This is a genomic window from Rhodospirillaceae bacterium, from assembly GCA_018660465.1.
Lineage (GTDB): Bacteria > Pseudomonadota > Alphaproteobacteria > Rhodospirillales > JABJKH01 > JABJKH01.
This window is the reverse complement of record JABJKH010000056.1, coordinates 38,642-64,355: the sequence shown is the minus strand read 5'-3', so window position 1 is coordinate 64,355 and position 25,714 is coordinate 38,642. Positions and strand designations below refer to the sequence as shown.

Sequence of the window (25,714 nt, the reverse complement as noted above, 5' to 3'; positions counted from 1 at the left end):
GAAATTCTCTCTAAATCCGACACGTCCGAAAGCCGCTGAAAACATTCCAGCGTTCCGGCCCAAAATAATTTCTGTACGTGCCATGGATCATGCGGCCTCGTGTCGTCCAGGCACCGCCCCTCAGCACTTTGGTATCACCAAACAGCATGGTGGAATATTCCTTGTAGGCATCGTGGGAAAAGCCAGGGTAGCCCCCGAATGTGGTGCTTGTCCATTCCCAGACATTGCCGCACATCTGACGGCAGCCAAAGGCGCTGTCGCCTGCAGGAAGGGCCGCAACGTCAATGGCCCCAAGCCCTCGCCCATCCAGGTTCGCGCGGGTTGGATCCGGCAGCGTGTCACCCCAAGGATAGCGCCGTTTGGTTTGGGCCAATGTGCCCCCGCCACCTGGTTCCCCCAACGCCGCCACTTCCCATTCTAATTCGCTCGGCAACCGCATCCCGGCCCATTTACAATAGGCATCAGCCTCATACCACGTGACGTGGATTACCGGCTCGTTGGCAGGCAAAGGAATGGTTTGATCAAACCGGCGCATCAGCCATTTGCCGGGGCCGTCGGGCACCCAATACACCGGATGGCCGGGGCTGCCCAAGCCGTCATCTGAGCGCCGCCACTTCCATCCCTCAGGGCTCCACCACTCTTCCCGGTCATACCCGCCGTCCACAATGAACGCCGCGAATTCCGCGTTGGTTACGGGAGCCTTGGCGATCTCAAACGGGCGGACGTCAACCTCATGTGCCCATTTTTCATTATCGAATAAAAACGGCGCGGATTTCTCCGCCCCCATTCTGAAGGTTCCGCCGGGCACCTCGACATAACCCGGATAGGCCCCTGCTGCCCGTTCCGCCGACACATCCGCCGCAATTGCCAAGGTCGGCGCGGAATAGGCCAAGGTTTGGCGCGCCCAGAGATAGGCCTCGGTGTGCATGTCTTCATGGAAGACGGCGAACTGATACATGAAGCTGTCTTGTTCGCTGGCCAAGCCATCGGGTAGGCGCTCCGCCAGTTTATCCTGCACGTCCTGCATGTACTGCAGCGTCTCCTCCATGGTCAGAAGCGGCAGGTCCCAGCGGGTGTCATGGGTGACCGCGATGGAATCATACAATTCGGCTGCGCGCTTGTTGCCCAAGATTGAGTCGCGGCCATACATCTCCATCAGGGTGAACCACTCATAAAAATACGCCACATGGCCGACTTCCCAACGCAGCGGATTGACGATCGGGGAATAGGGCCCCATTAATTGTTCTGCGTCCAACCCGGACAACATTTCATGAGTGCGCGCACGGGCGTCTTGCATCATGTCCACCAATTGTGCGCTACTTACGGCTTCGGATAGGGTGGGAGTCACGGGGGAAATCCACAGTTGTTGGTTACAAGTTGATGAAGATTAGCCTGATCACACCGGCGAAGAAACACTCGAAAAACGGCAACCGTGCGAGCGCGCTCCGTTGGGCCAGATTCCTGCGCGATGCAGGACACAAAGTGCGGATTGATGTGGACTATGGCGACGAGCCTGCCGACCTGATGATCGCGCTGCATGCGTGGCGCAGTGCGGCGGCGATTGATCGGTACAAGGCGCTGTATCCGAAAGGCCCGCTGATCGTCGCCTTGGGCGGCACCGACGTGAATTCATTCTTAAAAACCGACCCAGAGGTAACGCTGAAATCGATGGAGATAGCAGACGCCTTGGTCTGCCTTCATGACCTGATCGGTAACGCTCTCCCCAAGCACCTCCGCAAAAAACTCCACGTCATAAAACAATCGGCGTCCCCCCTACCCGGCCCTCGCAAACCAACAACCCGGCACTTCGACGTCTGCGTTGTCGGCCATCTGCGGGAAGAAAAAGACCCTATGCGGGCAGCCTTGGCCGCACGTCTTGTGCCAGAACGTTCCCGCCTCCGAGTCATTCACCTCGGCAAGGCCCACAACCAAGCCTTCGCCAAAGCAGCCCAGAAAGAAATGGCGACCAACCCCCGCTACATCTGGAAAGGCGAAGTCCCGGCCTGGCGCGTGCGACGCGAATACGCCCGCACCCAAGCGATGGTGATCACATCCAACCAAGAAGGCGGTGCCAACGTGGTGTCAGAAGCCATCGCCGCAGGTGTGCCCGTAATCGCATCTGACATTGATGGGAATATAGGTTTGTTAGGTAAAGACTACGCAGGATTCTACCCTGTCCAGGATGAAGCCGCCTTGGCGGACGTGCTGTGGAGGGCGGAAAACGAAGCGAAGTTCCTGAAAGAACTCACTCGACAGACAAAGAAACTACGACCGTTGTTCTTGGCAAAGCATGAGGCCAAGGGATGGGTGGATGTGGTGGAGACCGTGTGCCGCTGAGCGTCCTTCGAGACGGGCCTTCGGCCCTCCTCAGGATGAGGGTGTTAAGTAGAAATTTGAAAATAACCAATGCCCTCATCCTGAGGAGCGCTTGCTTAAGCGCGTCTCGAAGGACGTTTTTCAGCGCATCATTACCGAAAATCACCCCGACGCGCCAAACTTCTCCCTGAAATCTTTCATCTGAGTGAGAATACTATTTTCTGCATCTGAGCGCGCGGCTTTTTTCTTAGCGCCGACCATGGCAGCCACAGTTTTTTCCATTTCTTTGACGTCTTTTTCGAGTTGTTTTTCCATTTGCTTGATGCGGCGGTTTAGGTTTTCGACCCGGCGCAAGGACTTCGCGCGCTTTTTGGCTTCGCGCATGCGGAAAAATTTGCGGAACCGCCATTCCCCCGCCACCGCGAACAGCCACAACCCGGCAATCACACAGATGATGGCGACAACGAGGTATTGCGCTTTATCGAATGCCAATAGGGTGCCCCAAAAGCCGATGGTAATCATTGAGGCTGCCGCACTGATCACCAGTCGATTGGAAACCACGTCATCGTCCTGATAGGAGGTTTCCGCATCTACAATGGTAATGGCGATTTCGGTCCTGGCCATGTCGGCCCACTGCTTGAACGACATGCCTTCGTCCACCGTGCGGTGATCGCGGATGAATTGTTCTAGGCGCTTAACGACAAAATCCGCCCGTTGCTCAGGCGTGGGATGCCCGTCAGGCCCACCCAGCTCCGCCGGGTCCTGCTGCAACAGATCATCGGATTCCAAATCTTTGTTAAACATTGTTCCTCACACTGCACATCTTAGCATCAATTTGCCACAAATTTGCGAGGAATTGGTTAATGGGGGCAAAAGCTCCCCTGGCGATCTTTGCGTAAATGATCCGTTTCGAATAGGGTTTGCATATTGTGGTTTTGTTACTGAATTTTGAGACCGACCCATGAACTTACAAGTCACATCCCATAATGGTGCCGTCGGCGCGACTGTTTCAGACATTGATCTGTCGCAGTCGTTGGATGCTGAAACGGTCGCCGAACTCCACCAGGCATGGTTAAATCATATCGTCTTGGTGTTCCCCGACCAGCAGCTTAGCGATCCCGCATTGATGGCCTTTGCCAAGCACTTTGGCGACTTGGAATTTCCGCCGAGTAAATTGCTGAATTACACCAAAGGTTCCGGGCAAAAAGACGATATACCGGCGGAAATTAACGTCATCTCCAACGTCATTGAAGACGGCAAGCCAATTGGCCAGTTGGGCTATGGCGAAGCGCTTTGGCATACGGACAGCGCCTTTGTAGAGCGACCCCCATCGGCAAGTATACTGCATGCGCTTGAACTGCCCCCCCGCGGCGGCAATACCTCATTTATGAACATGTACGCCGTGCTTGAGGCGTTGCCGACGCACATCACCTCACGGCTTGAAGGTCGCCGTTGCAAGCATGATGCCTCCCATACCAGCGATGGCGCGCTGCGCCATGATTTTGCAGAAACGGCGGACGCCTCTCTGACACCCGGCCCATCGCACCCGATGATCCGCACCCATCCAGAGACCGGTCGCAAGGCGTTGTATCTAGGCCGCCGTCTTAACGCCTATATCGAGGGCATGTCGCTGGAAGAAAGCGAAGAACTGCTGGATGAGATTTGGCAGATTGTTGAGGCAACCGACGGCGTCTACGAACACGTCTGGTCCTTAGGCGATGTGGTGATGTGGGACAACCGTTGCGCCATGCACCGCCGCGCCGAATTCAACGCCAACGAACGCCGCATTATGCACCGCAGCCAAGTGCAAGGCAGTGTACCGGTTTAGATCGAGAGTCCGGCCAAGTCACGAGACTCTATAATTTCACCCCGCGCCTGGCGGATGATAGAGGCCGCTGACCACAGGAACAGGCTCGCCATAATCCCCGCGACGATTAAATCAGGCCACGCGGTGCCTGTGCTCCAAACCCCACCTGCGGCCAAAATGACCGCGACGTTGCCAATGGCATCATTGCGGCTGCACAGCCAGACCGAGCGCACGTTTGAATCTCCATCGCGGTATTTGAGCAAAATCCCGACACTGATCAGATTGGCAACCAACGCCAACGCGCCGATGCTGCTCATGATCTCAGCCTGAGGGGCCGAATTGTGAAGCGTGTAATAGATCGTCGAGCCCATCACCCAAAGCCCCATGACAGCGAGGCTGGCCCCCTTGAACAAGGCCGCCCGCGCCCGTACAACCACCGACATGCCAATCACATAAAGGCTTAACCCATAGGTCACGGTATCGCCTAGAAAATCGAGTGCGTCGGCTTTTAGGGCTTGTGAGGACGAGGCAAATCCCGCCGACATTTCGATCACGAACATGACTGCATTAATGGCGATGACGATCCACAGCGCGCGCTTGAACGACGCCGACATGCCGTCAAACTTTAGATCTGCGCCACAGCATTGGTTCGACATTGGGAATACCTTTCTGGAACTCTACTCACATCCTAATAAGTCCCAACCGCCGGATCAATCTCTGCTGCCCATTGGTGAATACCGCCTGCCAGGTTCGTCGCGTTATCATAACCTTGATCCCGCAACCACGCCGTCACACTGCCGCTGCGCGGGCCGTGGTGACACATGATGACCAGGGTACCGTCCTTGGGCAGTTGGTCTAGGTTTTCGGGAATTGTGTTCATCGGAATGTGCAGCGCTCCCTCAAGCGACACCATTTCAACTTCTTGGACTTCACGGATATCCAAAACTGTGTGAACCGCCCCTGATGTGCGCAATTCGTGTAGGTCCTGCACGGATATTTCGAGTGGTACATTAGTCGTCATTGTCGTCTCCGAAGTAATTCATTTGTTCCCAGATAAGGACGCTTGAAAGCAAGTTCCAGGGCTGGCACCCTACGGCGGTCAAAAAATATGGGAAATCACCCGTGAAAACCAGACTCACAGACTTGTTCGACATTTCAGTACCCATCATCCAGGCACCAATGGCTGGGGTTTCTACACCTGAGCTGGCGGCTGCGGTCTGCAATGCGGGGGCACTGGGGTCGCTGGCGCTCGGCGGATCAAACGCAGCCGCCGCAGAACCCTTGATAAAGGCCGTTCGCGCCGGCACCAATCGGCCGTTCAATGTGAACTTTTTCTGCCACGAAACGCCGGAGCGTGACACCGACAAGGAAGCAGCTTGGATCGCCAACCTTGCGCCGCAAATGACAGCATTTGGCGGCACGCCGCCAGCCACACTTGATGAAATTTATACGTCGTTTAATGACAACGACGACATGCTTGATCTCATCCTCGCCGAAAAGCCAGCGATACTGAGCTTCCACTTTGGTCTGCCTGAGCCTAAGCGCCTACAAGCGCTTAAAGCCACCGGTGCTCTTATTCTGGCAACAGTCACAACGCCTGCCGAAGCACTAGCGGCAGCAGCAGCAGGCATAGATGCCGTCATCGCTCAGGGCCATGAAGCTGGCGGCCACAGGGGCGTCTTCGACCCTTCCATCGATCAGAACATCGGCACGTTCGCGCTGCTGCCGCTCATCAGAAACACGGTTGATATCCCGGTGATCGCAGCAGGTGGAGTTATGAACGGTGCCGGAATTGCCGCAGCCCTTATGTTAGGGGCGGACGGCGCACAATTGGGTACCGCCTTCATCGCCTGTCCCGAAACTGTGGCCACCAACGCCCATCGCGCGTTGCTGGAATCAGGTGACACGCCAACCGAAGTCACCACTGTCGTATCAGGCCGCCCGGCGCGCGGATTTACGAATGAATACATGAAACAATTTAGGAGCGATGACGAACGCATCCCTGCCTTCCCCATCGCCTACGACGCCAATAAATCCTTTGCGGCAGCAGCGAAGAATGCTGGGGAAAGTGGCTACGGTACAATGTGGGCGGGTCAGGCAGCCGCGCTGAGCCAAGCAATGCCAGCCGCCGAACTGGTGGAACAACTAACTCAAGAAACAATCGATGAAGTGAGGCGCCTCACGGATCTGGTTGGGGCACCGTAAAGGGATGAAATATAGAACATGGAATACGTAAACCTCGGTAAATCCGGCCTGAAAGTTTCGCGTCTGGCGCTGGGCTGCATGGCGCTGGGGACGACGGATTGGCGGCCTTGGGTTGCCGATGAGCCAGAATCGCGCGCTGTCATCAAGACCGCCCTGGAAGCCGGCATCAATTACTTCGATACCGCCAACCAGTATTCCCAAGGTGTCAGCGAAGAAGTTACCGGGCGTACGCTTCGCGATATGGCCAAGCGGGATGAGATCGTGGTCTCAACCAAGGTGGCACTGCCGCAAGGCGACATGCCAACTCAACAAGGCCTGTCCCGGAAACACATTTTTGAGGCCATCGATGCGTCGCTTGGGCGCCTCGGCATGGACTACGTCGATCTTTTTGTTGTCCATCGCTGGGATTACGAGACACCGATTGAAGAAACCTTGGAAGCGCTTCACGATGTGCGCAAGGCAGGCAAAACGCGGTATGTCGGCTGTTCCAACTATTATGCCCGGCAACTCACCCGGGCGCTGTATTTAGCGGATGCCCATGGCTGGCCCAGGTTCGTGACGGTGCAGAACCATTTTAATCTGCTCGATCGATCAGATGAGATGGAAATGCTGCCATTGTATCTCGAAGAAGGTATCGGCTACACACCCTGGAGCCCGCTCGCCAGAGGCAAGCTGGCAGGGGCCGACTACCAAGGCAGCGACCGGGAAAAAGGCGACGGAAACGCCGCCTCAATTTATGGTTCAAGCGACGAGGCTGCGATCGTCACAGAGGTTTCAAAGATCGCCGAGGAGCGCGGCGTCAAAGCCGTGCAGATTGCCACCGCTTGGCTGTTACAAGTCCAGGGCATGACAGCTCCCCTCATAGGACCCACCGAAGTCGCCCAGTTAAAGGATCTTATCGACGCCACCGAAATCACCCTCCGTGACGAGGAAATCGCGCGATTGGAAACCCCCTACGACTTAAAACCAATTATGTACGCAATAAATAGAACCTCCGGCGGCATGCGATAATTTTTTGAAAAGAAGGATAAAATAATGGCTGATCAAGAAACTGCACTCATCGTTGGCGCTGGCCCGGGGCTTAGTGCCTCTTTGGCCCGGCTGTTCGCGGCCCAAGGCATGAAAGTGGCCCTTACCGCCCGCGACACTGGCAAGCTCGCCGACCTGGCCGGTGAAATTGATGCCGTGACAGTCGCCTGCGATGTCGGCGATGCGGAGTCTATCGAGTCCATGTGGGCTGCGGTTAAAGCGGAAATTGGCGTGCCGGACGTGGTGGTTTACAACCCCAGCTACCGGGTGCGGGGGCCTTTTATTGAACTTGACCAGGACGAGGTCAAAAAGGCGATTCTGATCACCTGCTATAGCGGCTTTCTTGTTGCCCAGACTGCGGCCAAGGACATGGTGGAACGCGGCAGCGGCTCCATCCAATTCACCGGCGCATCGGCCAGCATCAAGGGCTACCCTCAGTCCGCATCCTTTGCCATGGGGAAATTTGGTCTGCGCGGACTGGCGCAAAGCATGGCCCGAGAACTGGCACCCCAGAACATCCACATCGCCCACTTTGTCATTGATGGCGGTATCAGTAGCCCCAGAAACGCCTCTCGCGCGGAAGGAAAACCGGCGGATTCGCTGCTGGAACCAGATGCCATTGCGCAGTCCTATTTAGATACCCATCGCCAGCACCGCAGCGCCTGGACCTGGGAAGTTGAACTGCGTCCCTGGGTGGAGAAGTTTTGACAGTTTCAGAGCCATAAAACACAATCTTTTGAATGCTATGACAGGTTTATGACAGACATCAGATGTAGCCTTTAGCTTGAAATTTAGACTCGAAAATTAATCATTCAATTACGATCTATTCTTATTAAATCTGGCAAGTCCCAATATGGTCTTGCATCGACCCTGGAAGGGGTTTTAGCTTTGGTTATTGTTAAAGAATCGTAAATTATTTAATTTGCTATATGATCAGTAGACTCAATTAAAAAAAATACTCATATTTCTATATAGGGTATAGAAAGCGCACTTCATGGGCACCGTAGACGACCAAATTTTAAGTTCACGTATCTTAATCGTCGATGACGAACCGGCGAATGTTATGCTTTTAGAAGAAGTTCTCGCCAGCCAAGATTACACCAATGTTTGGAGTACTCAGGATCCACGAGAAGTTAAAGCGCTTCAACTCGAACATGATTTCGACTTGATCATGCTCGACATCCGAATGCCACACATGAACGGCATTGAGGTGATGCAGGAACTCGGCAATATCATTAAGGACGATTACCTGCCGATTTTGGTTCTGACGGCGCAGACCGATACGGAAACCCGGTTGAATGCGCTGGTGAACGGTGCCAAGGATTTCCTGACCAAACCATTCCAGCAAGCAGAGGTTCTTCAGCGCATTCGCAACATGTTGGAAGTGCGCCAGTACTACAATATGAAGAACCGCTACGCCGAAACCCTGGAACGGGATGTCCAGGCCCGAACCCAGGAACTTCAGAATACGCGCCTACAGATCATCCATTACCTGGGCCGCGCCGGTGAATACCGCGATAACGAAACCGGCAACCATGTTATTCGTATGTCCAAGTCCTGTCAGCTGTTGGGACAGTCGGTCGGGTTATCGGATGATGTTTCAGAAATGCTGCTTTATGCCAGCCCAATGCATGACGTAGGGAAAATTGGTATTCCCGACGCGATTTTACTCAAGCCCGGTAATTTTGAACCCAACGAGTGGGAAATTATGAAGTCCCATGTTGAAATCGGTGCTGATATTTTATCGACGCGAGATTCCCCCCTGATGGAAATGGCGTATTCAATCGCGCTTTCTCACCACGAAAAATGGGACGGGTCGGGCTATCCGCAAAATATTTCGGGGGCCGATATCCCCATTGAAGGTAGGATCGCGGCAATTGCCGACGTGTTCGACGCGTTAACCAGTGAACGGCCTTACAAAAAGGCATGGCCGGTTGATAGAGCCGTGGATCTGTTGAAGAAAGAATCGGGTGCCCATTTTGATCCAGAACTGGTCGAAAAATTCCTCGAAAAGCTACCTCAAGTTTTGGAAGTTCGGGATCAATACACCGACGTCGCCGAAGGTCAATCCAGGCTGGAAGCACTCAACGCCAAGCTTGTTCAGGCCGCCAGCTAAACCTTTTCAGTACAGCCACATTGGCGCTTTAATCGTTATTCAAAAAGGAAATCCCCCATGGGCAAGATGGATGACAGAGTCTGCATAATTACCGGTGGGGCCGGTAGCATCGGCCTTGCAAGTGCCAATTTGCTTCACGATGAAGGCGGCAGTGTCATGCTGGTCGATAACAATACCGACAACATTACCAAAGCGTTAGAATCTTTAGGTGGAGAAAGCGACCGGGTCGCAGCGGCCCAGGCAGATGTTTCCAGCGAACAAGACACCCAAAACTACATCGATCAGACTTTGGATAAATGGGGCCGCATTGATGTGTTGTTTTGCAATGCGGGTTTTAGCGGCAACAACAAACCCATCGCCGACTTTCCGATTGATACGTTTGATGCGGTGATTGCGGCCAACGTCCGCGGCCCCTTCCTCGCCTGTAAACTCGCCATGCCGCATATGGGCGATGGCGGCAGTGTTATCATTACGTCGAGTATTATGGGCGTGCAGGCCAACCCGAACACGGTCGCCTATGCCACATCCAAGCACGCCGTCATTGGCATGATGCGTTCCATCGCCAAGGAAGTCGCCCCCCGCAACATTCGTGTAAATGCCATCGCCCCCGGCCCCATCGACAACGACTTCCAACTGGAAATCGAAAACCGCATGAGCAAGGTCTTAGGAATAGACGCCACCGAAATGCTCAACCAACGCATTCCCCTTCGCCGTCACGGCACACCAGACGAAGTCGCGCAATCAGTGCTGTTCCTGGCATCAGACATGAGCAGCTTTAGCACCGGCAGTGTGTTCATGGCGGATGGTGGGATGGCGGGTTAGCGCTTCCTCAAACCACCAACGTCACCGGCTCCAAGTTATTGCTCTCAGGCTTTACCCGACCAACGATTGCGGCCTTATCGTAGCCCATATCGCGCAATTCATTGAGACACGTCCCGGCCCGATTATCGGGCACGCTGGCCAATAAACCACCAGATGTCTGAGGATCGAACACCAGCGGATACAGCTCGCTCGTCACCGCTTCGTCCATGTTCCGAATGGCGCGCCTGAGTCGCACGTTGGCCGGTTGTAGGGTGCTGAGAATTCCTGCCCGCACAGATTCCATCGCGCCGTCCAATATTGGCAGGGATTTCAATTCCACTTCCACGTCCACGCCTGACGGCTTGATCATTTCAACCATGTGACCCAGCAACCCGAACCCGGTCACATCGGTGCAGGCGGTCGCGTCGTTACCGTACAAGCATTCTGCCGCCCGACGGTTAGACAGAACCATAGATCGTAGCGCCTCCTCAACCCAACGCCCCTTAGCCTTTTGCTGCATGTCAGCGGCGAACAGGGTGCCGGTCCCCAAGGGCTTGGTCAGGATTAAAAGATCACCTGGCTTCATCCCGCCCTTGCGCATGATCTGGGATTTATCGGCTAAACCATTAACTGAGAACCCGAGCGCCAGTTCCGCCCCCTCGCTGGTATGGCCGCCGACAAGCGCGCAGTTGGCATCTGCCAAGATTTCCATCGCACCCGCCATCAACTGATTAATCGTGTCTTCGACTTTGGACTCGATACCATAAGGAACCGTGGCGATGGCCAGCGCCGATTGTGCTTCGGCCCCCATGGCGAAGACATCGCTGAGACTGTGGTTGGCAGCGACCTTGCCGAAAATATAAGGATCATCGATGAAGGCGCGAAAATAATCGACCGTGTTGACCAAGACTTTCCCAGGCGGCACTTCCAACACCGCCGCGTCGTCTGGTTCGTGCAAGCCGATCAGCACGTCGGGACGCTCAACCGGTTTGAGTTCCGACAAAGCACGGGTCAACACATTTGCCCCGACTTTCGCCCCACACCCCCCACAGCGCATGGCGATGGCGGAAATTTCCTTCAAGGTATCTTGATCGGCAAGGCGGCTATCAAGATTGGATTTTTCATCTTCGTCCATTTCCGGCAGATCGCTGAACTTGGTCATAAAGCGAACGTCAATCCAGTCCTTCCACTTCCAGACCCAATCACCGGCAAATGTAATCGCCCCTTTGGTTGCAACCGCGTATTTGTCACCGGTGCTGATTAAGGCCAGGATCGTCTTTTGGGGCGCGAAAGGAACAGGAGATTTGCCAAGTAGGACCCGCCGTAGATTCTTAGCCAAGGGTTTTCCTTGTCGGACAGCAAAGACCCCCGCCTTGGGCCGCGGATGATTGACGACATCCGCGATATCGCCAACAGCGAAGATGCCCGGGTGCGATGTTGATTCTAATGTGTCCTTGACCGAAACGAAGCCATGCTCATCAACGGCCAATCCTGACTCCTTCAACCAAGGGGCAGCACCTGCAGCCGTCACCCACAAGATCTCATCCAACTTCAACGTCTCTCCGCCAACCAGTTCTAATGTTCCGGCTGATGTTTGTTCCGCCTCACGGCCACGATGCACGATAACGCCGCGTTCTTTCAATACGCGTTCAAACCGCTGACCGACCGATGCCGGGAACTGCGGCATTATGGTCTCGGTCTTGGAGACCAGATGAAATTCCAATTCCTCTGAATCCCGCCCCCTATCCTTCAGCATGTTCTTTAACCGAAATTGAATGGCCAGCAGGATTTCAACCCCGGCCGCCCCAGCACCAACAATGGCAATCTTGTGCGGGCCAGGGTTTTCCATAATGCGATCGGATAGTCGCTCCCAACGCCGAACGAAACGGTTGATCGGTTTGACCGGCGTGCCCAATTCCGCTGCCCCCGTAACGCGGGGCGTCGAGCCGATGTTCACGGACAACAGATCATAGGAAACCGGAGGACGGTTTTTGCAAATCACCTTCTTGTTCACGTGATCAATTCGGATCGCCTCGTCATGGTACAACCTGGCCCCGGCAAATTGAGATAAGGGCCTGAGGTCAATATGCACATCGTCAAAGTCATAATGCCCGGCCACGTACCCCGGCAGCATTCCTGAATACGGCGTGTGCACATCCCTGGCGATAACAGTGATCCGCACCCCGGGCATCGGCTTCATGCCGAACATTTTCAGCACCGCCACATGGCTATGGCCACCGCCGATCAGGACCAGGTCTTTAACGATGGTGTCTTGAGACTTCATGTTTGCTCCACAGTGTTAGACAACCGCAATCGGGCGCGAATATTCCGGGAAAGGATATCCACGCCGATGTTTAAGAATGCTGTGATAATAATCAGAAATAAAGCTCGGTCGAGGCGAATGTCCTGCAAACCGCTATCAATAAAAAATCCCAACGTTGCGATGCCGAGTATCCCTAAGATCGCGGTTTCACGCATGATTACTTCCCAACGGTAAAACAGGAACGCCAGGAACTGGCCATAAACCCGAGGTACGATCTCATAGCCATAAAGATTCAGCCCCTTGGGGCTATCAGGCCGCAGCCGCACGTTATCACTGTAGCGCCCCACCAAGTGGCCGATGATCGCACCGTTGTGCAAGGCCAAGGCAACGATTGCCGGCAACATGCTCGGGCCCCAAAGCTGTAAGAACACATAGGCCAAAATGAATTCTGGCGTCGAGCGCACGACCACAAGAAAACCATGGCCGATGGTGCGCCCGAAATTGCCGAAAAACTTTTTGGATACCAGCGGGAAGAATACCAAGGTTAGCATGCCACTCGCAACCAGCGCGATCTGGGTCAACAGCACAGTCGCGATAATTCCAGGGACAGCTTGATCTACCCATAACATGCTCACCCAATCGCCGAAGTTCGACAGCACCCCGGCGTCCATCCAATCTTGCCCGCGCAAAGGATGGGGCACGATGTCATGGGTGAAGAACCGAACGATATTATCAAAGTTCACCGGCGTGGTATCGGCGGTGGCCAGTGCAAACGGTGCCGCCAATAGATATAAACCAATCAACTTTGGTTTCATCCAGACTTTCAACGTCGCGATCAGAATGTAAAAAATAAACAGCAGTGCAGCCGCTTCGGAATAATTGCCTTCACTAAACGCGGTTTCCAAATAAAACCCCAGCGTCGGCAATCCAACGAACCCAAGCACCGCACTTGACCGCAAGCCACATTCAAACCGATAGCTTGTATAGTTCTTAATATGAACCCAGGCATCCGGCAGCCTGACGAAGAAAAAGGTCGAAACGATCCCGACCCCTGCCGGTAGAATCTTTAACGCTTCGGGCTGTGCTTCCTCCAAAGTTTCGGCATAGACCTTGGCACAAATCGCCGCATACGGCAGGGCAATCGCCAACACCCCCGTCCACGGCGTCAGCCCCAGCATTTGCAAAAAGATCAGCGCCCAAAAAAGTTCGTGAATGGCGCGCACGAACGCACATACCCATCGCACCGGGCCGATGTGAAACACTTGCGCCAGCATGAACCCACAGACAGCGCCCAAGGCCACACCAACCAACGCGAAGGCAATTGTCTGCACGACCGCCAGGGCGACGTTCTCAAGGGCAAAGAAATCAGGTGTAAGAATGCCCCATGCCAAGCGGCTCATTTCGCCCCAAGGGTCCAGGGTGGTGACGGATATATCGGCGAAGGCCAAACAGACAACCGCAACCGCAACAAAGGCAAAGCTGGCTTTGATGGTCGCAGAATAGCCGTGCGCTGGGGCCACACCCAACGCCGCCACCGGGTTCATGTCCCGTCCTTATAGACGAAATCAAGGTCGCTACGCTTCAGCCCGTCGGTTGGTTCATCCAGTGCGATCCGACCCCTTTTAATGCCGATGATCCGAGTTGAAAATTCCAAAGCCAAATCAACATCATGCATTGCCAGAATTACCGTCTCGAATTTTTCCGTAATCGCGTTCAAGACCATTCGTGACTGATATGCATCAACCGCCGAGACAGGTTCATCCCCTAACACCGCATCGCCGCCTTGGAACAACGCACGGCACACGGCAGCCCGTTGTCGTTGGCCACCTGAAAGTTCACCGGTTCGGTCAAATAATTTTTTACCGAGGCCAAGCCGTTCGACGATGGGTTTGATCTCCGCGATCTCTCGCTTCTGCGGCCAGACCAAATTTAGAAGATTGTACGCCGTCCCATACCGCGCCAGCCCGCCCATGTAGACGTTGTGAAATACGCTCAGCGTGCGGACGAGCCCCAGGTCTTGGGGAATGAGGGCTGCCTTGTCGTGGTAGCGTTCCTGCAGCACCGCCAACAGGGTCGACTTGCCGGCACCACTTTCGCCGACCAATGCGACCCGTTCGCCCTCAGATATGCTAACGGAGATGTCGCGTAAGACGACATCTCCGTCATAACCTAGATTTTCGTTTTCAAGTTTGAATAACACAATCAATCGATGAGGTTGATTTTCTTACCTACGTCCAGGATCGGTTGATAATCAGCGTTCTTCGCCGGGATAAAGCCTGAACGTGGAAACGACGCCAGCAGATCCTTATCTTTCATGTTCAGCAAAACATTCGTGATCTTGCCGATAAAACCCGTGCCGAATTTCTTCTCGATGTCGCCCCGAACCGACCACTGATAATCAGGATACGGCGGCGTCCGCCAAATGATCGAGACTTTCTTGGGGTCGACCTTGCCGGACTTCAGGTTCTTCTCCCAAACCTTGAAATTTACCGCACCAACTTGATAGGCCCCGGACTGCACCAACTGAATGGTCTTGGTGTGGTTGCCGCTAAAGCCAACCTTGGTGAAGACTTCCTTCGGCGCTTTACCGTAGATTTTACGAATGTGGAAATCAGGCATCAAGCGGCCAGACGTTGATCCTTTGGACCCAAACGTAAATGTCTTTCCCGCCATGGCTTTGGGGAAGGTCTTGGACTCTTTCATCCCTGTGCTCGCATGAGCGATAAAATAGGTCACGAAGGCCTTATCTTCCGCCCCCTGGGCGATGGCTTGAGAGCCCTTCACCAAGGTCCGCGCCCGCACCCCGGACAATCCACCGAACCACGCCAGTTGAACCTGATTGTTACGAAACGCCGTCACCGCAGCGCCATAGGATTTAACTGGAATGTACTTGGTCTTCACACCCAGTTTGTTGCTCAGGTAATCGGCAACTTTATTGAAGCGCTTGCGCAGTTGCGCCTGATCTTCATCTGGGATTGCTGTGAAAACAAATGTATCGGCTGCCTTAGCGCTGCCAACACCCAAAACCGGCGCCACCAGCGCCATGATAAGAACCAGTACTGCTTGTCTGAGAGTAAGATGGAAAATTTTCATTGGTCGCCCCTTATGTCTTGTCAAATGCCATTAAACCAAATTCGGGCACGAGATTAAATGACAAACATTTTGGGGGCACCCCGGCGTTACTTTCCGTCAACATCATCGAACGCTTCCTGTGCCACCACAGCCGCATTCAGGGCCGCTGGAAACCCTGCATAGACAACCATCTGGATAATCACCTCGATCACTTCATCACGGCTCATCCCGGCGTTAAGGCCTGATTTTATATGATTCCCCAACTGAGACGGCGCATTACCCATTGCCGTCAGCGCCGCAATGATCGCGATTTGCCGGGTTTTGGGGTCAAGCCCGGGACGGCTATAGACATCGCCATAGGCGAATTCCATCGCATATCGGACCAAGTCTGGCGCTGCCTTGCCGGCGCTATCACGTAAAAATTCCGGGCCATTGGGCAAAATCTCACGCATTTTTTTTATGCCCTGTTCGTACCTTTCGTCGTTCATTTTGATTTCCTTGTGCTATAGATAGAAAAAAAACAATACAGGGTACTTGGGGGATGGTCTCAAACTTATTTGATCTCAGGGGCAAAGTGGCACTGATCACTGGCTCATCCAGGGGTATTGGGCGTGGCATAGCGGGTGCGATGGCCGATCACGGGGCAGCGGTGGTCATTTCCAGTCGCAAGGCGGATGCATGCGAAACCGCAGCAACTGAAATTAGGAACAAGGGCGGCCGCGCGGAAGCAATCCCGTGTAACGTATCGCGACCGGAAGAACGCGAAAAATTGCTCGAGACCACGATGAAAGAGTGGGGCCGGATCGATATCCTGGTCTTAAACGCGGCGGCCAATCCCTATTTTGGGCCCAACTTGGAAATTCCCGATGACGCGCTCGACAAAATAATCGACGTCAATGTGAAATCGGTTTTGGCCATGTGCAAACTCGTCGCACCGACCATGCGCGCCAGAAGAGACGGCGCCATTATTATCGTTTCATCGATCACAGGACTTGTCGGCAACGTCAACATCGGTGCCTACGGCCTGACCAAGGCCGCCGACATGCAGATCGCCCGTAACCTCGCCTGCGAACTGGGTCCTGACAACATTCGTGTAAATTGCTTGGCCCCCGGCGTGGTCAAAACAGATTTCTCCCGCGCCCTCTGGGAAGACGAAGCCGCCGCCAAACAAGTCACCGACCGCACCCCCTTGGGCCGCCTCGGCGAAGTCGAAGACATCGCAGGGGCAGCGGTATACCTAGCCTCCAAAGCAGGTGCCTGGACGACAGGGCAAACGATTGTGATAGATGGCGGGGATACGGTTAAGGGGTTTTAGGGAGCGCGTTTTACTTCTTAGCGCGCTCAATCGCGTTCCATAATTTTTCTTCTTGCGCCTTGAGTTGGTAATATTTTTTCTCAAGCTTCTCTTCGTATTTCCAGTCTTTCGCACCGATTGCCTTTGCCAGGGCGACTTTAGTGTCGGCGAGTTGATTAAAAACACCTGCCAGTTGACGAACATATTTCTGTGCGCCACTGGGCACGGACTTCACTTTGTCTTGTAAGTCCCGGGCTTGGTTTCGATATTTTTCAGCAGTCTTGAGATAGCTTTGTTGTGCCGCCTTGTAGTCATTCGGTTTTTGGTCCGCCAAAATTGGAGGAACTGACACTGCGGACAGTCCAAAAACCAAGAGGACGAAGCCTATAATCAGACGTTTGTACAATTTTTCGTCTCCTATAGTTTGATGGTTACGTCGACCGTTGCTCTCTTCTCTCTACCGTATAAAGATCAATATCTTCTGAAATCCCTTTTAACTTAAATCGGCCGACTTTAAGAGTCTTTTGGGAGTCACGCGCGACCGCTGCAACCTCTGAACTGAACAGAATAGCGGGATTGGGCGCGCGCGCTTCATTTTCAATTCGGGCCGCTAAATTAACGGAGGGGCCAATGACCGTGTATTCCAGCCGATCAACACTGCCGATATACCCGGCAACGACTTCCCCAAGATGAATGCCAATACCGTTCTCCAATACCGGCCCTCCTTCTGCGCGTTGTCGATCATTAAAGAGGCGTAACCGGCGGCGCATTTCGACGGCAGTCTCGATAGCATCTGCCGCACTGCTTTCAACCTCGTCCGCCAATCCGAAGACGGCCATCACCGCATCTCCCATGAATTTATCAACCATGCCGCCATGTGTGCGGATAGCGTCGACCATTTCACTAAAGTAATCGTTCAGTAATTTGGTGAGCACCTCTGGTTCAAGATTTTCTGAAAGCTGAGTAAAATCGCGAAGGTCCGACAACAAAATCGTCACCTGTTTTCTCTGGCCACCCAATTTGACGGGGTGTCCATTCTGCGCATGCTCATCTAGAAACTGTTCTGCAACCTCTGGGTTAACGAACCGGCCAAAGGCGTCCCGAATATGCTCACGCAGCATAAGTCCTTTGGCCATATCGTTGATACCGCTGGCGACCCGGCCCAATTCATCGGAGCGCGATGCATCAATTCGAATGTCGTAGTAGCCCTCCGTCACCATTTCCAAAGCCTTAAGAATATGATCACAGTCGCGTCTCAACGCCAGGCCATAATGCCATGCGATAAACAAAGCGGCGGCAACGAAACACACGCCGAGGAACATCACCTCCAGCGCCACGCCCAAGACAGTGTAGCCTTCATAAACGAAACGGAATGCCATCAGCACCATCACCATCGTCGGAACGATCGTAAATATGGCGTACCCCTCCATTAGGCGCTGGGTGATACGTTCCAAAATCGTAATCGGCGCTTCCCCCTCTGGAGCCCTAAAATAGTGTTCCAGTTTGATGAATTCGAACTGTGAAAGGATGCCACCACCTAGCGCCCAATAACCGACAAGAAGCTTGCCATGACTTTCCAGAGGAAATTCCGGATACAAATTGGCGTGGATCACAACGGCGACTAAACCGGAAAAGAACCAAGATACGACCGACAAATAAAAACCATGACGAGAGATCGAGGTCCCCTCCCGTGGCTTGGGAAAGGTTTGGAACAGCCCCTCACGTACAATAATTTGTATCACGCATACGATTCCAAGCCCGCCCATGACCTGAGTCAAAGCTATGGAATTAATAAAAGGGCAAACGATCTGACCATAAAAGCCAAGGAAACCAACGGCAATCAACGGCAGAGCATGAAGTTTGAGGCGCGTGAGCGCATCAACCTCTCGTAACGTCATATTTTCCATTATTAACTCTTAGGCGGATTTAGATGTCTAAGGATTTCCTCTTCAGTGATGGTATTGCCTTCGTTCATGTCGGCATCAGATTCATATTTGTCACCGAAGCAAGATTCGCCGACGTAGCCGGGGGCCAAATTTTGGATAAGATTTGGCGTGGCGTTTGGCTGTTTGGACTGTTCAGCAAACACAACGCCTGAGAATGCAATCAGGACAAAAGAAATCAAACAGGCTGTGACCGACTTCATATTTAGTCCCCAATCAATACAGCGGCACGCCCTGTTACCAGGCCTTGTTCGACCCGCTGGTGCAGGGCTTCCAGGTCTTCCAGTTTACAGGTTTCCGTCACAATCGGCCAGAGTTCCCCGCGGGCGACAATTTCCAAGGATTCTCTCACCTCTGCCTTGGTCGCGTACTTGCTGCCGATAATTTCTCGCTCGCCTGATTTGATCCAGTTGCCGGAAATCTGCCAGGAATTATCAAGACCCGCTCCGCCTAAAATCGCCAGGCGTCCGCCCTTGCCAAGGGCGCGGGTTGCCGTGTCCAGGGTCTTTCCCGTGGCGACAAAATCCATGACGACATCAACGCCCCTCCCGCCGGTCAATTCAAGGACAGCCTCTGTCATGTCTGACGCCGCCGCATCGACAATGTCATCTGCCCCCGCTTTCCGGCACGCATCGAACTTTTCAGGACGCACATCAACCGCAATTACCCGCGCGTTGGCCCATTTGGCAACTGCCACCATGTGCAGCCCAAGCCCGCCGCCAGCCCCGATCACCGCGACTGTATCGCCGGGTTGCACCCTGGCCTTGTTGATAAGCTTAACAGGCGTCGAGATGGCGTCTGTGATGACGCCCACTTCCGCCGGATGGGCTTTATAGTCTAGGGCTTCGGGTAATTTCAAAAATGTATTGGCGGGCAGCTTGATATATTCGGCGTAACCACCATCGATCTCTCGCCCGACATTTCCAGCAAAGTTATCGCAGAGGGTTTCGCGGTCTTTCTGGCACCATTCGCAGGTGCCGCAGGTCAGGTAATAATATGCCGTCACCGGATCACCGACCTTAAGCTCAGACACGCCCTTACCGACCTCAACGATCTCAGCTGTAATTTCGTGGCCGATGATGCGCGGGTAATCGACTTTCATTCGACCGGCCCGCATATGCTGGATGGTTAGCCCCGAGCCACACGACAGCACCCGCGCCACCGCCTCGCCTTCGCCCGCCACCGGGTCCGGCATATCGGTTAACTGAAATGGCGTATTCGGTGCCGTTAAAACCATTGCTTTCATAGGAAACTCCTCCTCACCTATTTATTTGCCGCCTCTTCGGCGACCTCTCTTGCGGCATCTATCGCGGTTTGGGGCGGCCAGTCTTCGGAAATGTTTTTGAAGGAAAGATAAACAAACTCTTCATCTCCAATGTTTTTCAGCTCATGCTCCGCACCAACAGGGATATGAATAACTTCTCCGGCCGTGACAGTTTTTTCTTCATCGCCTACTCGAAACCACGCGGTTCCTTGTACGACGTTCAAAATTTGCTCACATCCATGAAAATGCGGGTTAACAATTCTCCCAGGGCCACTGACGGAGCGATTTAAGGTAATATGGTCACCAATGATGATGCTTCCTGTTGATTCAGAAGGCTTTGCAAGGTTCTTTCGCTTCATTTCATCCCAGCGGTAAAACGGCATGGTAATTTCCTCTCTGTTATTCATGCAGGTTATCTTGACACACATCGAATCGCCAAACAGAATAATTTTTTTGGTCGTACAAAATAAAGACCTAAATTTTAGAAGGAACGCACTATGACTGCCTCTGACACTGGTCGCATCTCCATGGTAGACTTGGACTCAGACGACACCCTGACCAAGCTATGCTTCAGCGCCGCCACCAAAATGCTGGGGCGAGTTCCCAATTCACACCGGGTCGCCGCCCATGCACCCTTCATGCAAATGATGCTAACCCCCTTCACCGGGGTGATGCAGCGCGAAGGCGGCGGTAGTTGCCTGACATCTAAACTCAAAGAAATGGCGATCATCAAGACCAGCCAAACCAATGGGTGCAGTTATTGACTGGCTCATAACACGTCGCTTGGTCAAGCGGCAGGCATTACCGACGAACAGGTCGAAGTCATCGGCAGCGATACGTACATGGACTCCCCGCTTTTGAATGATCGGGAAAAAGCAGCCGTGATGTGGGCGGAGCACGTGACGAAGAACACCGCGCGGTCGCGAGATGATATTTTTGAACATGTACGCGGTGTCTTCAACGAACAAGAAATTGTTGAACTTACGATGATCACCGGCCTGTTCAATTTCCGCAACCGCTTCATGGACTCTCTGCAAATCCCCCTTGAGCCGATCGAGGAAGTGGACAAGATCAAAAAGTCCGGTCGCTTGGATACGAACAAGCTCAAAGGTTATTTAGAGCATGTGTTGGAAAACTGGCCCGAAGAATTTCCAGAACCTAATCCTGATGAATGAGCCTTAGTCGGGATCCTTCGAGACGCCGCTAATGCGGCTCCTCAGGATGAGGTTCTTTAATTAAATTTTAAAAACAAACCTCATCCTGAGGAGCGCTGAAAGCGCGTCTCGAAGGACGTCGAGTAGAACTCCCCCTACTCCTCCTCATCATCCAAAATTCTATGGGCGGCACCGTCGAGGTCTTCGAACTGGCCTGTGCGGAGCGCCCATAGGAATGCACACAGCCCGACCCCGCCTAGAAACAAGGCTGCCGGAATTAAATATACGAGGACGTCCATAGCTCCCCCTACGCCATCAGGCGCAAGCGGAGCGCGTTTAGGGTCACGGTCACGGACGACGCCGACATCGCCACCGCCGCAATCAAGGGCGTCACCAACCCGGCCACAGCCAACGGCACGGCCACCGCATTATACGCCAGCGCTAAGCCAAAGTTCTGTATGACCAAGCGGTTAGCTGCCTTCGCTGTTCTCAGCACCGTTACAACAGGCCCCAGCCCTTCGCCCTGAAAAATAAAGTCTGCCGCAGTCTGGCTGACGTCAGCAGCGCTAGCAGGGGAGATCGAGACAAACCCTGCCGACAACGCAGGCGCATCGTTCAAGCCATCACCGACCATGACGACGCGATGGCCTTGTGATTTCAACGCTTCAAGCTCAGTGACTTTTTCAGCGGGAAGGCACTCTGCCTTCCAATCTTTGACACCGAGCTGCTCCGCCAAGGGACCAACGACGGATGCGCGGTCGCCGGATAGAATTCGAACATCCAAGCCTCGGCTTTGTAGTGCTGAAATCGTGCGCACAGCATCGGCCCGCAGTTGATCAGAGAATGTAAAGCGGATGGGAGAACGCCCCCCCACCTTCAGCCACAATTCCATTTCACCAGACTGTGACGCCTCAACGCCGCACCAATCCCATCGACCCAAGCGAATTTCTTTTCCGTTTACAATGCCTCGCAAGCCTTGACCTGGAACCTCTTCAACATCTGATGCCTCGGTACTGGAAGCAGTTTCAGCAATCGCCTTTGAGAGAGGATGGCTGCTGTGCTGGGCCAAGGCTGATGCAATCTCTAAATCTTGCTCAGTCCATTCACCGTCAGAAACCAATTCAGGGCGTCCTCTGGTCAGGGTCCCCGTTTTATCAAACACCACCGTGTCGACTTGCGCCAATCGCTCCAGGCCATCGGCAGCTTTCAACAGCACACCCTTGCGAAGCAGTAATCCGCCGGCGACGACTTGCACCACCGGCACGGCCAAGCCCAACGCACACGGGCAGGTGATAATCAAAACCGAAATCGCCACCATCAACGACGGCTGCCATCCCTCTCCCGCCACAACCAACCATCCCAAGAACGTGGCCAGCGCCAGAATGTGAACCACCGGCGCATAAGCACGGGCAAAGCGATCAGCGAGGCGTACGTACTTGGCCCGGCCCTGCTCCGCCGCTTCCATCAAGCGCACGATTTCTGCTAGTAACGTATTGTCGCCGGCCGCAGTGACTTTGAACCGGAAGGGCGCACCGACGTTTAAGGTGCCGGCGAAAACTTTTGATCCCGGCACAATCGATTTTGGCAAGGTCTCCCCGGTGACCAAACTCGCATCGACCTCCGATAAGCCATCCGTGACATCTCCATCCAACGGCACCCGGGCTCCTGCCGCGACGAGGATGATCATCCCTGGCTGTACTTGATTGACCGGCAATCCGATTAGCGTACCGTCGGCATCAATGACCGTCGCGCTAACAGCGGAGAGCGCCAAGAGATGTTCCGCCGTTGATCGTGCTTTGGCGCGTGCACGACTGTCCAAATAACGCCCGACCAACAGAAAAAACAGCAACGTGATCGACGCATCGAAATAGGCATGAGTGCCGCCGACCATTGTTTGTTGCAGGCTCATCCCCGCCGACAAAACGACGGCCAAGGAAATCGGCACGTCCATGTTCAAGGCGCGGGCCCTTAATGCTGTTACCGCCGAGCGGAAGAAAGGCCGCCCGGCATAGGCAATGGCAGGCAGGGCGATCAAGGCCGAAATCCAATGAAACAACGTCCGCGTTGCATCGCCCATACCCTCGTTTGGGCCTTGGGAGTGTCCGGCCCAAATGGCGACCGATAGCAGCATCACATTCGCCGCCGCGAACCCAGCTACCGCCAAGGCCTTTAAAAGTTCCTTGTCCCGAACCGCAGAGAGCGGCGCAACGGACTCAGCAATGAACGGGGCAACGGGATAACCCAAGTCTTCAACCGTATCGATCAGTGCTCCTGGTTCCGCCTCCCCAGTCCGCCATTGAACCGCCAAGCGGCGGGTGCTCATATTGACCCGTGCGGAAACAACACCCGGCTGGGCCGTTAAGGTGCGTTCAATTTTACCGATGCACCCGGCGCAGCTAACGTTCTCGACCATTAGATTTATGCGTTCTGTTTGGTTGTCGCCTGTTTCGACAAATGCAGAAAAGTTCCGCGCCAACTCATTCATGATTTATCCCTGGGCTTCACCAAGAGAGTATGGTTCACACGAAAGGATTTTCCATCGGAAGACGTCGCCACCAACTCAATCCGCCAATTGCCTTTTAGCGGCAGTCGCCCATTCGCGACGTATGTCCCCGACTGAGTTTCGACAAATATAAGTTTCTTATCATAGCCTTCGTGGGTTGGGCGAACTGCCGTACCGATAATTTTTAACCCCGTCACCGGCGCGCCATCTTTCGCTTTAAACTGGGCGATCAGATTGTCAGAACCTTTTCCAACCGCGACCTTACTTTGCCAGCCTAACTGGTCCTGCGCCCGCGCGGCGTCCAGGGTGTCATTATAGCGAATTCCTTTTTTGTAGGCGTTCTCAGTGCTGAGCCCAGTCCAAGTCGTCGTCGCCATATAAACAAAGATGCCGTTGACCACGAAGATGACGCCGAAGAAACCCAGCATACAAAAAAGCACCCGGCGTCCGGTCCAAACGCCACTCATTTCGCCGGCCCTCTAAACACGCTGTCATAATAAACTTCGGTCCCTTTTTCCGTATCCAAAAGGGAAAATTTGATATCGGTTGAGTCGGAACTTAGGCCGCCTTTTCCGACGCTGACAAAAACGCGGAAGCTCCGGACCTTATCGGGCTCTACCGTGAAGCTCAGTTCACTTTCACCGGTCGCACCTGCCACGCCACCAACTTGCTGCAACTGCGCCCCGGCGATCCCAGAGACGGTCATGATAAAGCCGCGTTCGATGTTCGCCTTGTTGAGAATTTTAAAAGTATAGCCGTTGCGAATGGAACCATCCGACAAGGTCACAAAAATTGGATTACGGTCCCGGAGAACGTTAATATCCAGGTCTGATCGGCTCATCAACACGAACAGCATCAAAAGCCCAACTAAGGCCCACGCGGTAAAATAAATAATCGTGCGCGGTCGAATGGGACGCAGCTTGGCAGATTCCCCCTGGGCGCGGTGATGGTGTGCGGAATAAGAATCATACGCGATCAATCCCTTGGGAAGATCAAGCTTCGCCATCACCCCGTCGCAAGCATCAATACACAACGCGCAGGTGATACATTCCAATTGCTGGCCATCGCGGATATCTATGCCTTGGGGACACGCCGCGACACATTGGTTACAATTTACACAATGGCTGGTGCCGCCCCAGGCCTCGCCTTTTTTATGTGCTCCACGTGGCTCGCCACGATAATCACGATAGGTCACGACCAGGGATTCTTCATCCATCATCGCCGACATAATGCGCGGCCAAGGGCACATGTAGGTACAGACCTGTTCGCGGGCAAATCCACCAAGCAGGAACGTGGTCGAGGCTAAGATGCCAATGGTGATGTAGGCCGTCGATGGCGCGCTAAAGTCGACAAATTGCGCGGCCAACGTCGGCGCATCGGCAAAGTAAAATACCCACGCACCCCCTGTTCCAATCGCGATCAACAACCACAGGGTGAACTTGCTCAGCCGTTTGAATATTTTGCTGGCCGATGTTGGCGCCTTGTCGAGTTTTAATCTGGCATTTCGGTCGCCTTCGACGAACCGCTCGACGACTAAGAACAAATCTGTCCAGACGGTCTGCGGGCAGGAATAGCCGCACCACGCCCGGCCCGCGAGGCTGGTGGTGAAGAACAAACCCACCGCCGCCATCACCAATAAACCTGTGATGTAATAAACTTCCTGCGGCCAAATTTCGATGAAGAAGAAATAAAACCGACGCCCAGGAATGTCGATCAACACCGCTTGGTCTGGTGCTCCCGCGCCCCTGTCCCAGCGCAGCCACGGCGTTAAATAATAAATGCCAAGGGTGAAGATCATCATCCCCCACTTGAACGCGCGGAAACTGCCGTAGACCCGTTTAGGATGAACCTTTACCCGCTTGGCGGTAAACGGTCGGTTCTCTTTCTTGTTGACGGCTTGGACGTCGAGAGTTTCGACTTCCTCATCTATGGCCCGGTCATTTACGA

The 25,714-nt window shown here is 53.9% G+C and carries 28 protein-coding genes; 10 read left to right on the top strand and 18 right to left on the bottom strand.

Going from position 1 to position 25,714, the window contains the following annotated elements; all coding sequences use genetic code 11:
• Positions 1-10: 10 nt before the first annotated feature.
• The gene (gene egtB, locus HOM51_08625) at positions 11-1,300 is read right to left on the bottom strand and encodes an ergothioneine biosynthesis protein EgtB (protein MBT5034573.1); all 1,290 of its coding nucleotides are present in this window, start codon (positions 1,298-1,300) and stop codon (positions 11-13) included.
• Between the two features lie 80 nt (positions 1,301-1,380).
• Here egtB and HOM51_08620 point away from each other — a divergent pair, with 80 nt between their 5' ends.
• Positions 1,381-2,337, top strand: a complete 957-nt coding sequence (locus HOM51_08620) for a TIGR04348 family glycosyltransferase (GenBank protein ID MBT5034572.1) — start codon at positions 1,381-1,383, stop codon at positions 2,335-2,337.
• A 141-nt stretch (positions 2,338-2,478) separates the two neighbouring features.
• Here the strand turns inward: HOM51_08620 and HOM51_08615 are convergent, their stop codons facing one another.
• The gene (locus HOM51_08615) at positions 2,479-3,120 is read right to left on the bottom strand and encodes a hypothetical protein (protein ID MBT5034571.1); all 642 of its coding nucleotides are present in this window, start codon (positions 3,118-3,120) and stop codon (positions 2,479-2,481) included.
• A 157-nt stretch (positions 3,121-3,277) separates the two neighbouring features.
• Between HOM51_08615 and HOM51_08610 the strand changes: the two genes are divergently transcribed.
• A complete protein-coding gene (locus tag HOM51_08610; protein MBT5034570.1) occupies positions 3,278-4,144 on the top strand; it encodes a TauD/TfdA family dioxygenase in 867 nt (288 codons plus the stop codon).
• On the opposite strand, the gene HOM51_08605 is transcribed toward HOM51_08610, so the two are convergent.
• Together HOM51_08605 and HOM51_08600 are read right to left on the bottom strand one after the other, a co-directional pair.
• Positions 4,141-4,779 carry a cation transporter gene (locus tag HOM51_08605; GenBank protein MBT5034569.1) on the bottom strand — a complete coding sequence of 213 codons (639 nt, stop codon included), beginning with the start codon at positions 4,777-4,779 and terminating at the stop codon, positions 4,141-4,143. The two genes, HOM51_08610 and HOM51_08605, sit on opposite strands and share 4 nt — an antisense overlap.
• Before the next feature lie 32 nt (positions 4,780-4,811).
• Positions 4,812-5,144 (bottom strand): sulfurtransferase, encoded by a 333-nt coding sequence (locus HOM51_08600; protein ID MBT5034568.1) that lies wholly within the window; start codon positions 5,142-5,144, stop codon positions 4,812-4,814.
• Positions 5,145-5,245: 101 nt separating this feature from the next.
• On the opposite strand from HOM51_08600, the gene HOM51_08595 reads away from it, so the two are divergent.
• From HOM51_08595 to HOM51_08575, 5 genes are all read left to right on the top strand, one after another.
• On the top strand, positions 5,246-6,328 hold the full coding sequence (locus HOM51_08595; protein MBT5034567.1) for a nitronate monooxygenase: 1,083 nt from the start codon (positions 5,246-5,248) through the stop codon (positions 6,326-6,328).
• An 18-nt stretch (positions 6,329-6,346) separates the two neighbouring features.
• Positions 6,347-7,339: an aldo/keto reductase gene (locus HOM51_08590; protein ID MBT5034566.1), complete on the top strand. Its 993-nt coding sequence runs from the start codon at positions 6,347-6,349 to the stop codon at positions 7,337-7,339.
• A 24-nt stretch (positions 7,340-7,363) separates the two neighbouring features.
• Positions 7,364-8,065, top strand: coding sequence for an SDR family NAD(P)-dependent oxidoreductase (locus HOM51_08585; GenBank protein MBT5034565.1), 702 nt, complete (start codon positions 7,364-7,366; stop codon positions 8,063-8,065).
• 286 nt (positions 8,066-8,351) lie between these two features.
• Positions 8,352-9,473, top strand: coding sequence for a response regulator (locus tag HOM51_08580; protein ID MBT5034564.1), 1,122 nt, complete (start codon positions 8,352-8,354; stop codon positions 9,471-9,473).
• A gap of 57 nt (positions 9,474-9,530) precedes the next feature.
• The gene (locus HOM51_08575) at positions 9,531-10,295 is read left to right on the top strand and encodes an SDR family oxidoreductase (GenBank protein MBT5034563.1); all 765 of its coding nucleotides are present in this window, start codon (positions 9,531-9,533) and stop codon (positions 10,293-10,295) included.
• A gap of 7 nt (positions 10,296-10,302) precedes the next feature.
• Here HOM51_08575 and selD read toward each other — a convergent pair whose 3' ends face one another.
• From selD to HOM51_08550, 5 genes are all read right to left on the bottom strand, one after another.
• Positions 10,303-12,558: a selenide, water dikinase SelD gene (gene selD, locus HOM51_08570; GenBank protein ID MBT5034562.1), complete on the bottom strand. Its 2,256-nt coding sequence runs from the start codon at positions 12,556-12,558 to the stop codon at positions 10,303-10,305.
• Entirely contained in the window at positions 12,555-14,081 is a 1,527-nt protein-coding gene (locus HOM51_08565) for an ABC transporter permease (protein ID MBT5034561.1), read from the bottom strand. Before HOM51_08565 ends, selD begins: the two co-directional genes overlap by 4 nt.
• Complete coding sequence (locus HOM51_08560; GenBank protein ID MBT5034560.1) at positions 14,078-14,740, bottom strand: ATP-binding cassette domain-containing protein; 663 nt, start codon at positions 14,738-14,740, stop codon at positions 14,078-14,080. The genes HOM51_08565 and HOM51_08560 overlap by 4 nt, the downstream gene beginning before the upstream one ends.
• Positions 14,740-15,594 carry a putative selenate ABC transporter substrate-binding protein gene (locus HOM51_08555; protein MBT5034559.1) on the bottom strand — a complete coding sequence of 285 codons (855 nt, stop codon included), beginning with the start codon at positions 15,592-15,594 and terminating at the stop codon, positions 14,740-14,742. Before HOM51_08555 ends, HOM51_08560 begins: the two co-directional genes overlap by 1 nt.
• Positions 15,595-15,716: 122 nt before the next feature.
• Entirely contained in the window at positions 15,717-16,097 is a 381-nt protein-coding gene (locus tag HOM51_08550; protein MBT5034558.1) for a carboxymuconolactone decarboxylase family protein, read from the bottom strand.
• A gap of 53 nt (positions 16,098-16,150) precedes the next feature.
• Here HOM51_08550 and HOM51_08545 point away from each other — a divergent pair, with 53 nt between their 5' ends.
• Positions 16,151-16,924 carry an SDR family oxidoreductase gene (locus HOM51_08545; protein MBT5034557.1) on the top strand — a complete coding sequence of 258 codons (774 nt, stop codon included), beginning with the start codon at positions 16,151-16,153 and terminating at the stop codon, positions 16,922-16,924.
• A gap of 10 nt (positions 16,925-16,934) precedes the next feature.
• Here the strand turns inward: HOM51_08545 and HOM51_08540 are convergent, their stop codons facing one another.
• The 5 genes from HOM51_08540 to HOM51_08520 are packed head-to-tail and all read right to left on the bottom strand — an operon-like array spanning position 16,935 to position 20,517.
• Positions 16,935-17,309 carry a hypothetical protein gene (locus HOM51_08540; protein MBT5034556.1) on the bottom strand — a complete coding sequence of 125 codons (375 nt, stop codon included), beginning with the start codon at positions 17,307-17,309 and terminating at the stop codon, positions 16,935-16,937.
• Between the two features lie 25 nt (positions 17,310-17,334).
• The gene (locus HOM51_08535; GenBank protein MBT5034555.1) at positions 17,335-18,810 is read right to left on the bottom strand and encodes an adenylate/guanylate cyclase domain-containing protein; all 1,476 of its coding nucleotides are present in this window, start codon (positions 18,808-18,810) and stop codon (positions 17,335-17,337) included.
• A 2-nt stretch (positions 18,811-18,812) separates the two neighbouring features.
• Entirely contained in the window at positions 18,813-19,049 is a 237-nt protein-coding gene (locus tag HOM51_08530; GenBank protein ID MBT5034554.1) for a hypothetical protein, read from the bottom strand.
• Between the two features lie 2 nt (positions 19,050-19,051).
• Entirely contained in the window at positions 19,052-20,092 is a 1,041-nt protein-coding gene (locus tag HOM51_08525; GenBank protein MBT5034553.1) for a zinc-binding dehydrogenase, read from the bottom strand.
• 17 nt (positions 20,093-20,109) lie between these two features.
• The gene (locus HOM51_08520; protein ID MBT5034552.1) at positions 20,110-20,517 is read right to left on the bottom strand and encodes a cupin domain-containing protein; all 408 of its coding nucleotides are present in this window, start codon (positions 20,515-20,517) and stop codon (positions 20,110-20,112) included.
• A 90-nt stretch (positions 20,518-20,607) separates the two neighbouring features.
• On the opposite strand from HOM51_08520, the gene HOM51_08515 reads away from it, so the two are divergent.
• Together HOM51_08515 and HOM51_08510 are read left to right on the top strand one after the other, a co-directional pair.
• A complete protein-coding gene (locus HOM51_08515; protein MBT5034551.1) occupies positions 20,608-20,874 on the top strand; it encodes a hypothetical protein in 267 nt (88 codons plus the stop codon).
• Positions 20,875-20,952: 78 nt separating this feature from the next.
• Positions 20,953-21,285: a carboxymuconolactone decarboxylase family protein gene (locus tag HOM51_08510; protein MBT5034550.1), complete on the top strand. Its 333-nt coding sequence runs from the start codon at positions 20,953-20,955 to the stop codon at positions 21,283-21,285.
• A 134-nt stretch (positions 21,286-21,419) separates the two neighbouring features.
• Here the strand turns inward: HOM51_08510 and ccoS are convergent, their stop codons facing one another.
• From ccoS to ccoG, 4 genes are read right to left on the bottom strand one after another with little or no spacing between them, the layout of a single operon-like run.
• Positions 21,420-21,563 carry a cbb3-type cytochrome oxidase assembly protein CcoS gene (gene ccoS, locus HOM51_08505; protein MBT5034549.1) on the bottom strand — a complete coding sequence of 48 codons (144 nt, stop codon included), beginning with the start codon at positions 21,561-21,563 and terminating at the stop codon, positions 21,420-21,422.
• Positions 21,564-21,571: 8 nt separating this feature from the next.
• The gene (gene cadA / locus HOM51_08500; protein MBT5034548.1) at positions 21,572-23,749 is read right to left on the bottom strand and encodes a cadmium-translocating P-type ATPase; all 2,178 of its coding nucleotides are present in this window, start codon (positions 23,747-23,749) and stop codon (positions 21,572-21,574) included.
• Positions 23,746-24,234 carry a FixH family protein gene (locus tag HOM51_08495; GenBank protein ID MBT5034547.1) on the bottom strand — a complete coding sequence of 163 codons (489 nt, stop codon included), beginning with the start codon at positions 24,232-24,234 and terminating at the stop codon, positions 23,746-23,748. The genes cadA and HOM51_08495 overlap by 4 nt, the downstream gene beginning before the upstream one ends.
• Positions 24,231-25,697, bottom strand: a complete 1,467-nt coding sequence (ccoG, locus tag HOM51_08490) for a cytochrome c oxidase accessory protein CcoG (protein ID MBT5034546.1) — start codon at positions 25,695-25,697, stop codon at positions 24,231-24,233. Before ccoG ends, HOM51_08495 begins: the two co-directional genes overlap by 4 nt.
• Positions 25,698-25,714 lie beyond the last annotated feature (17 nt).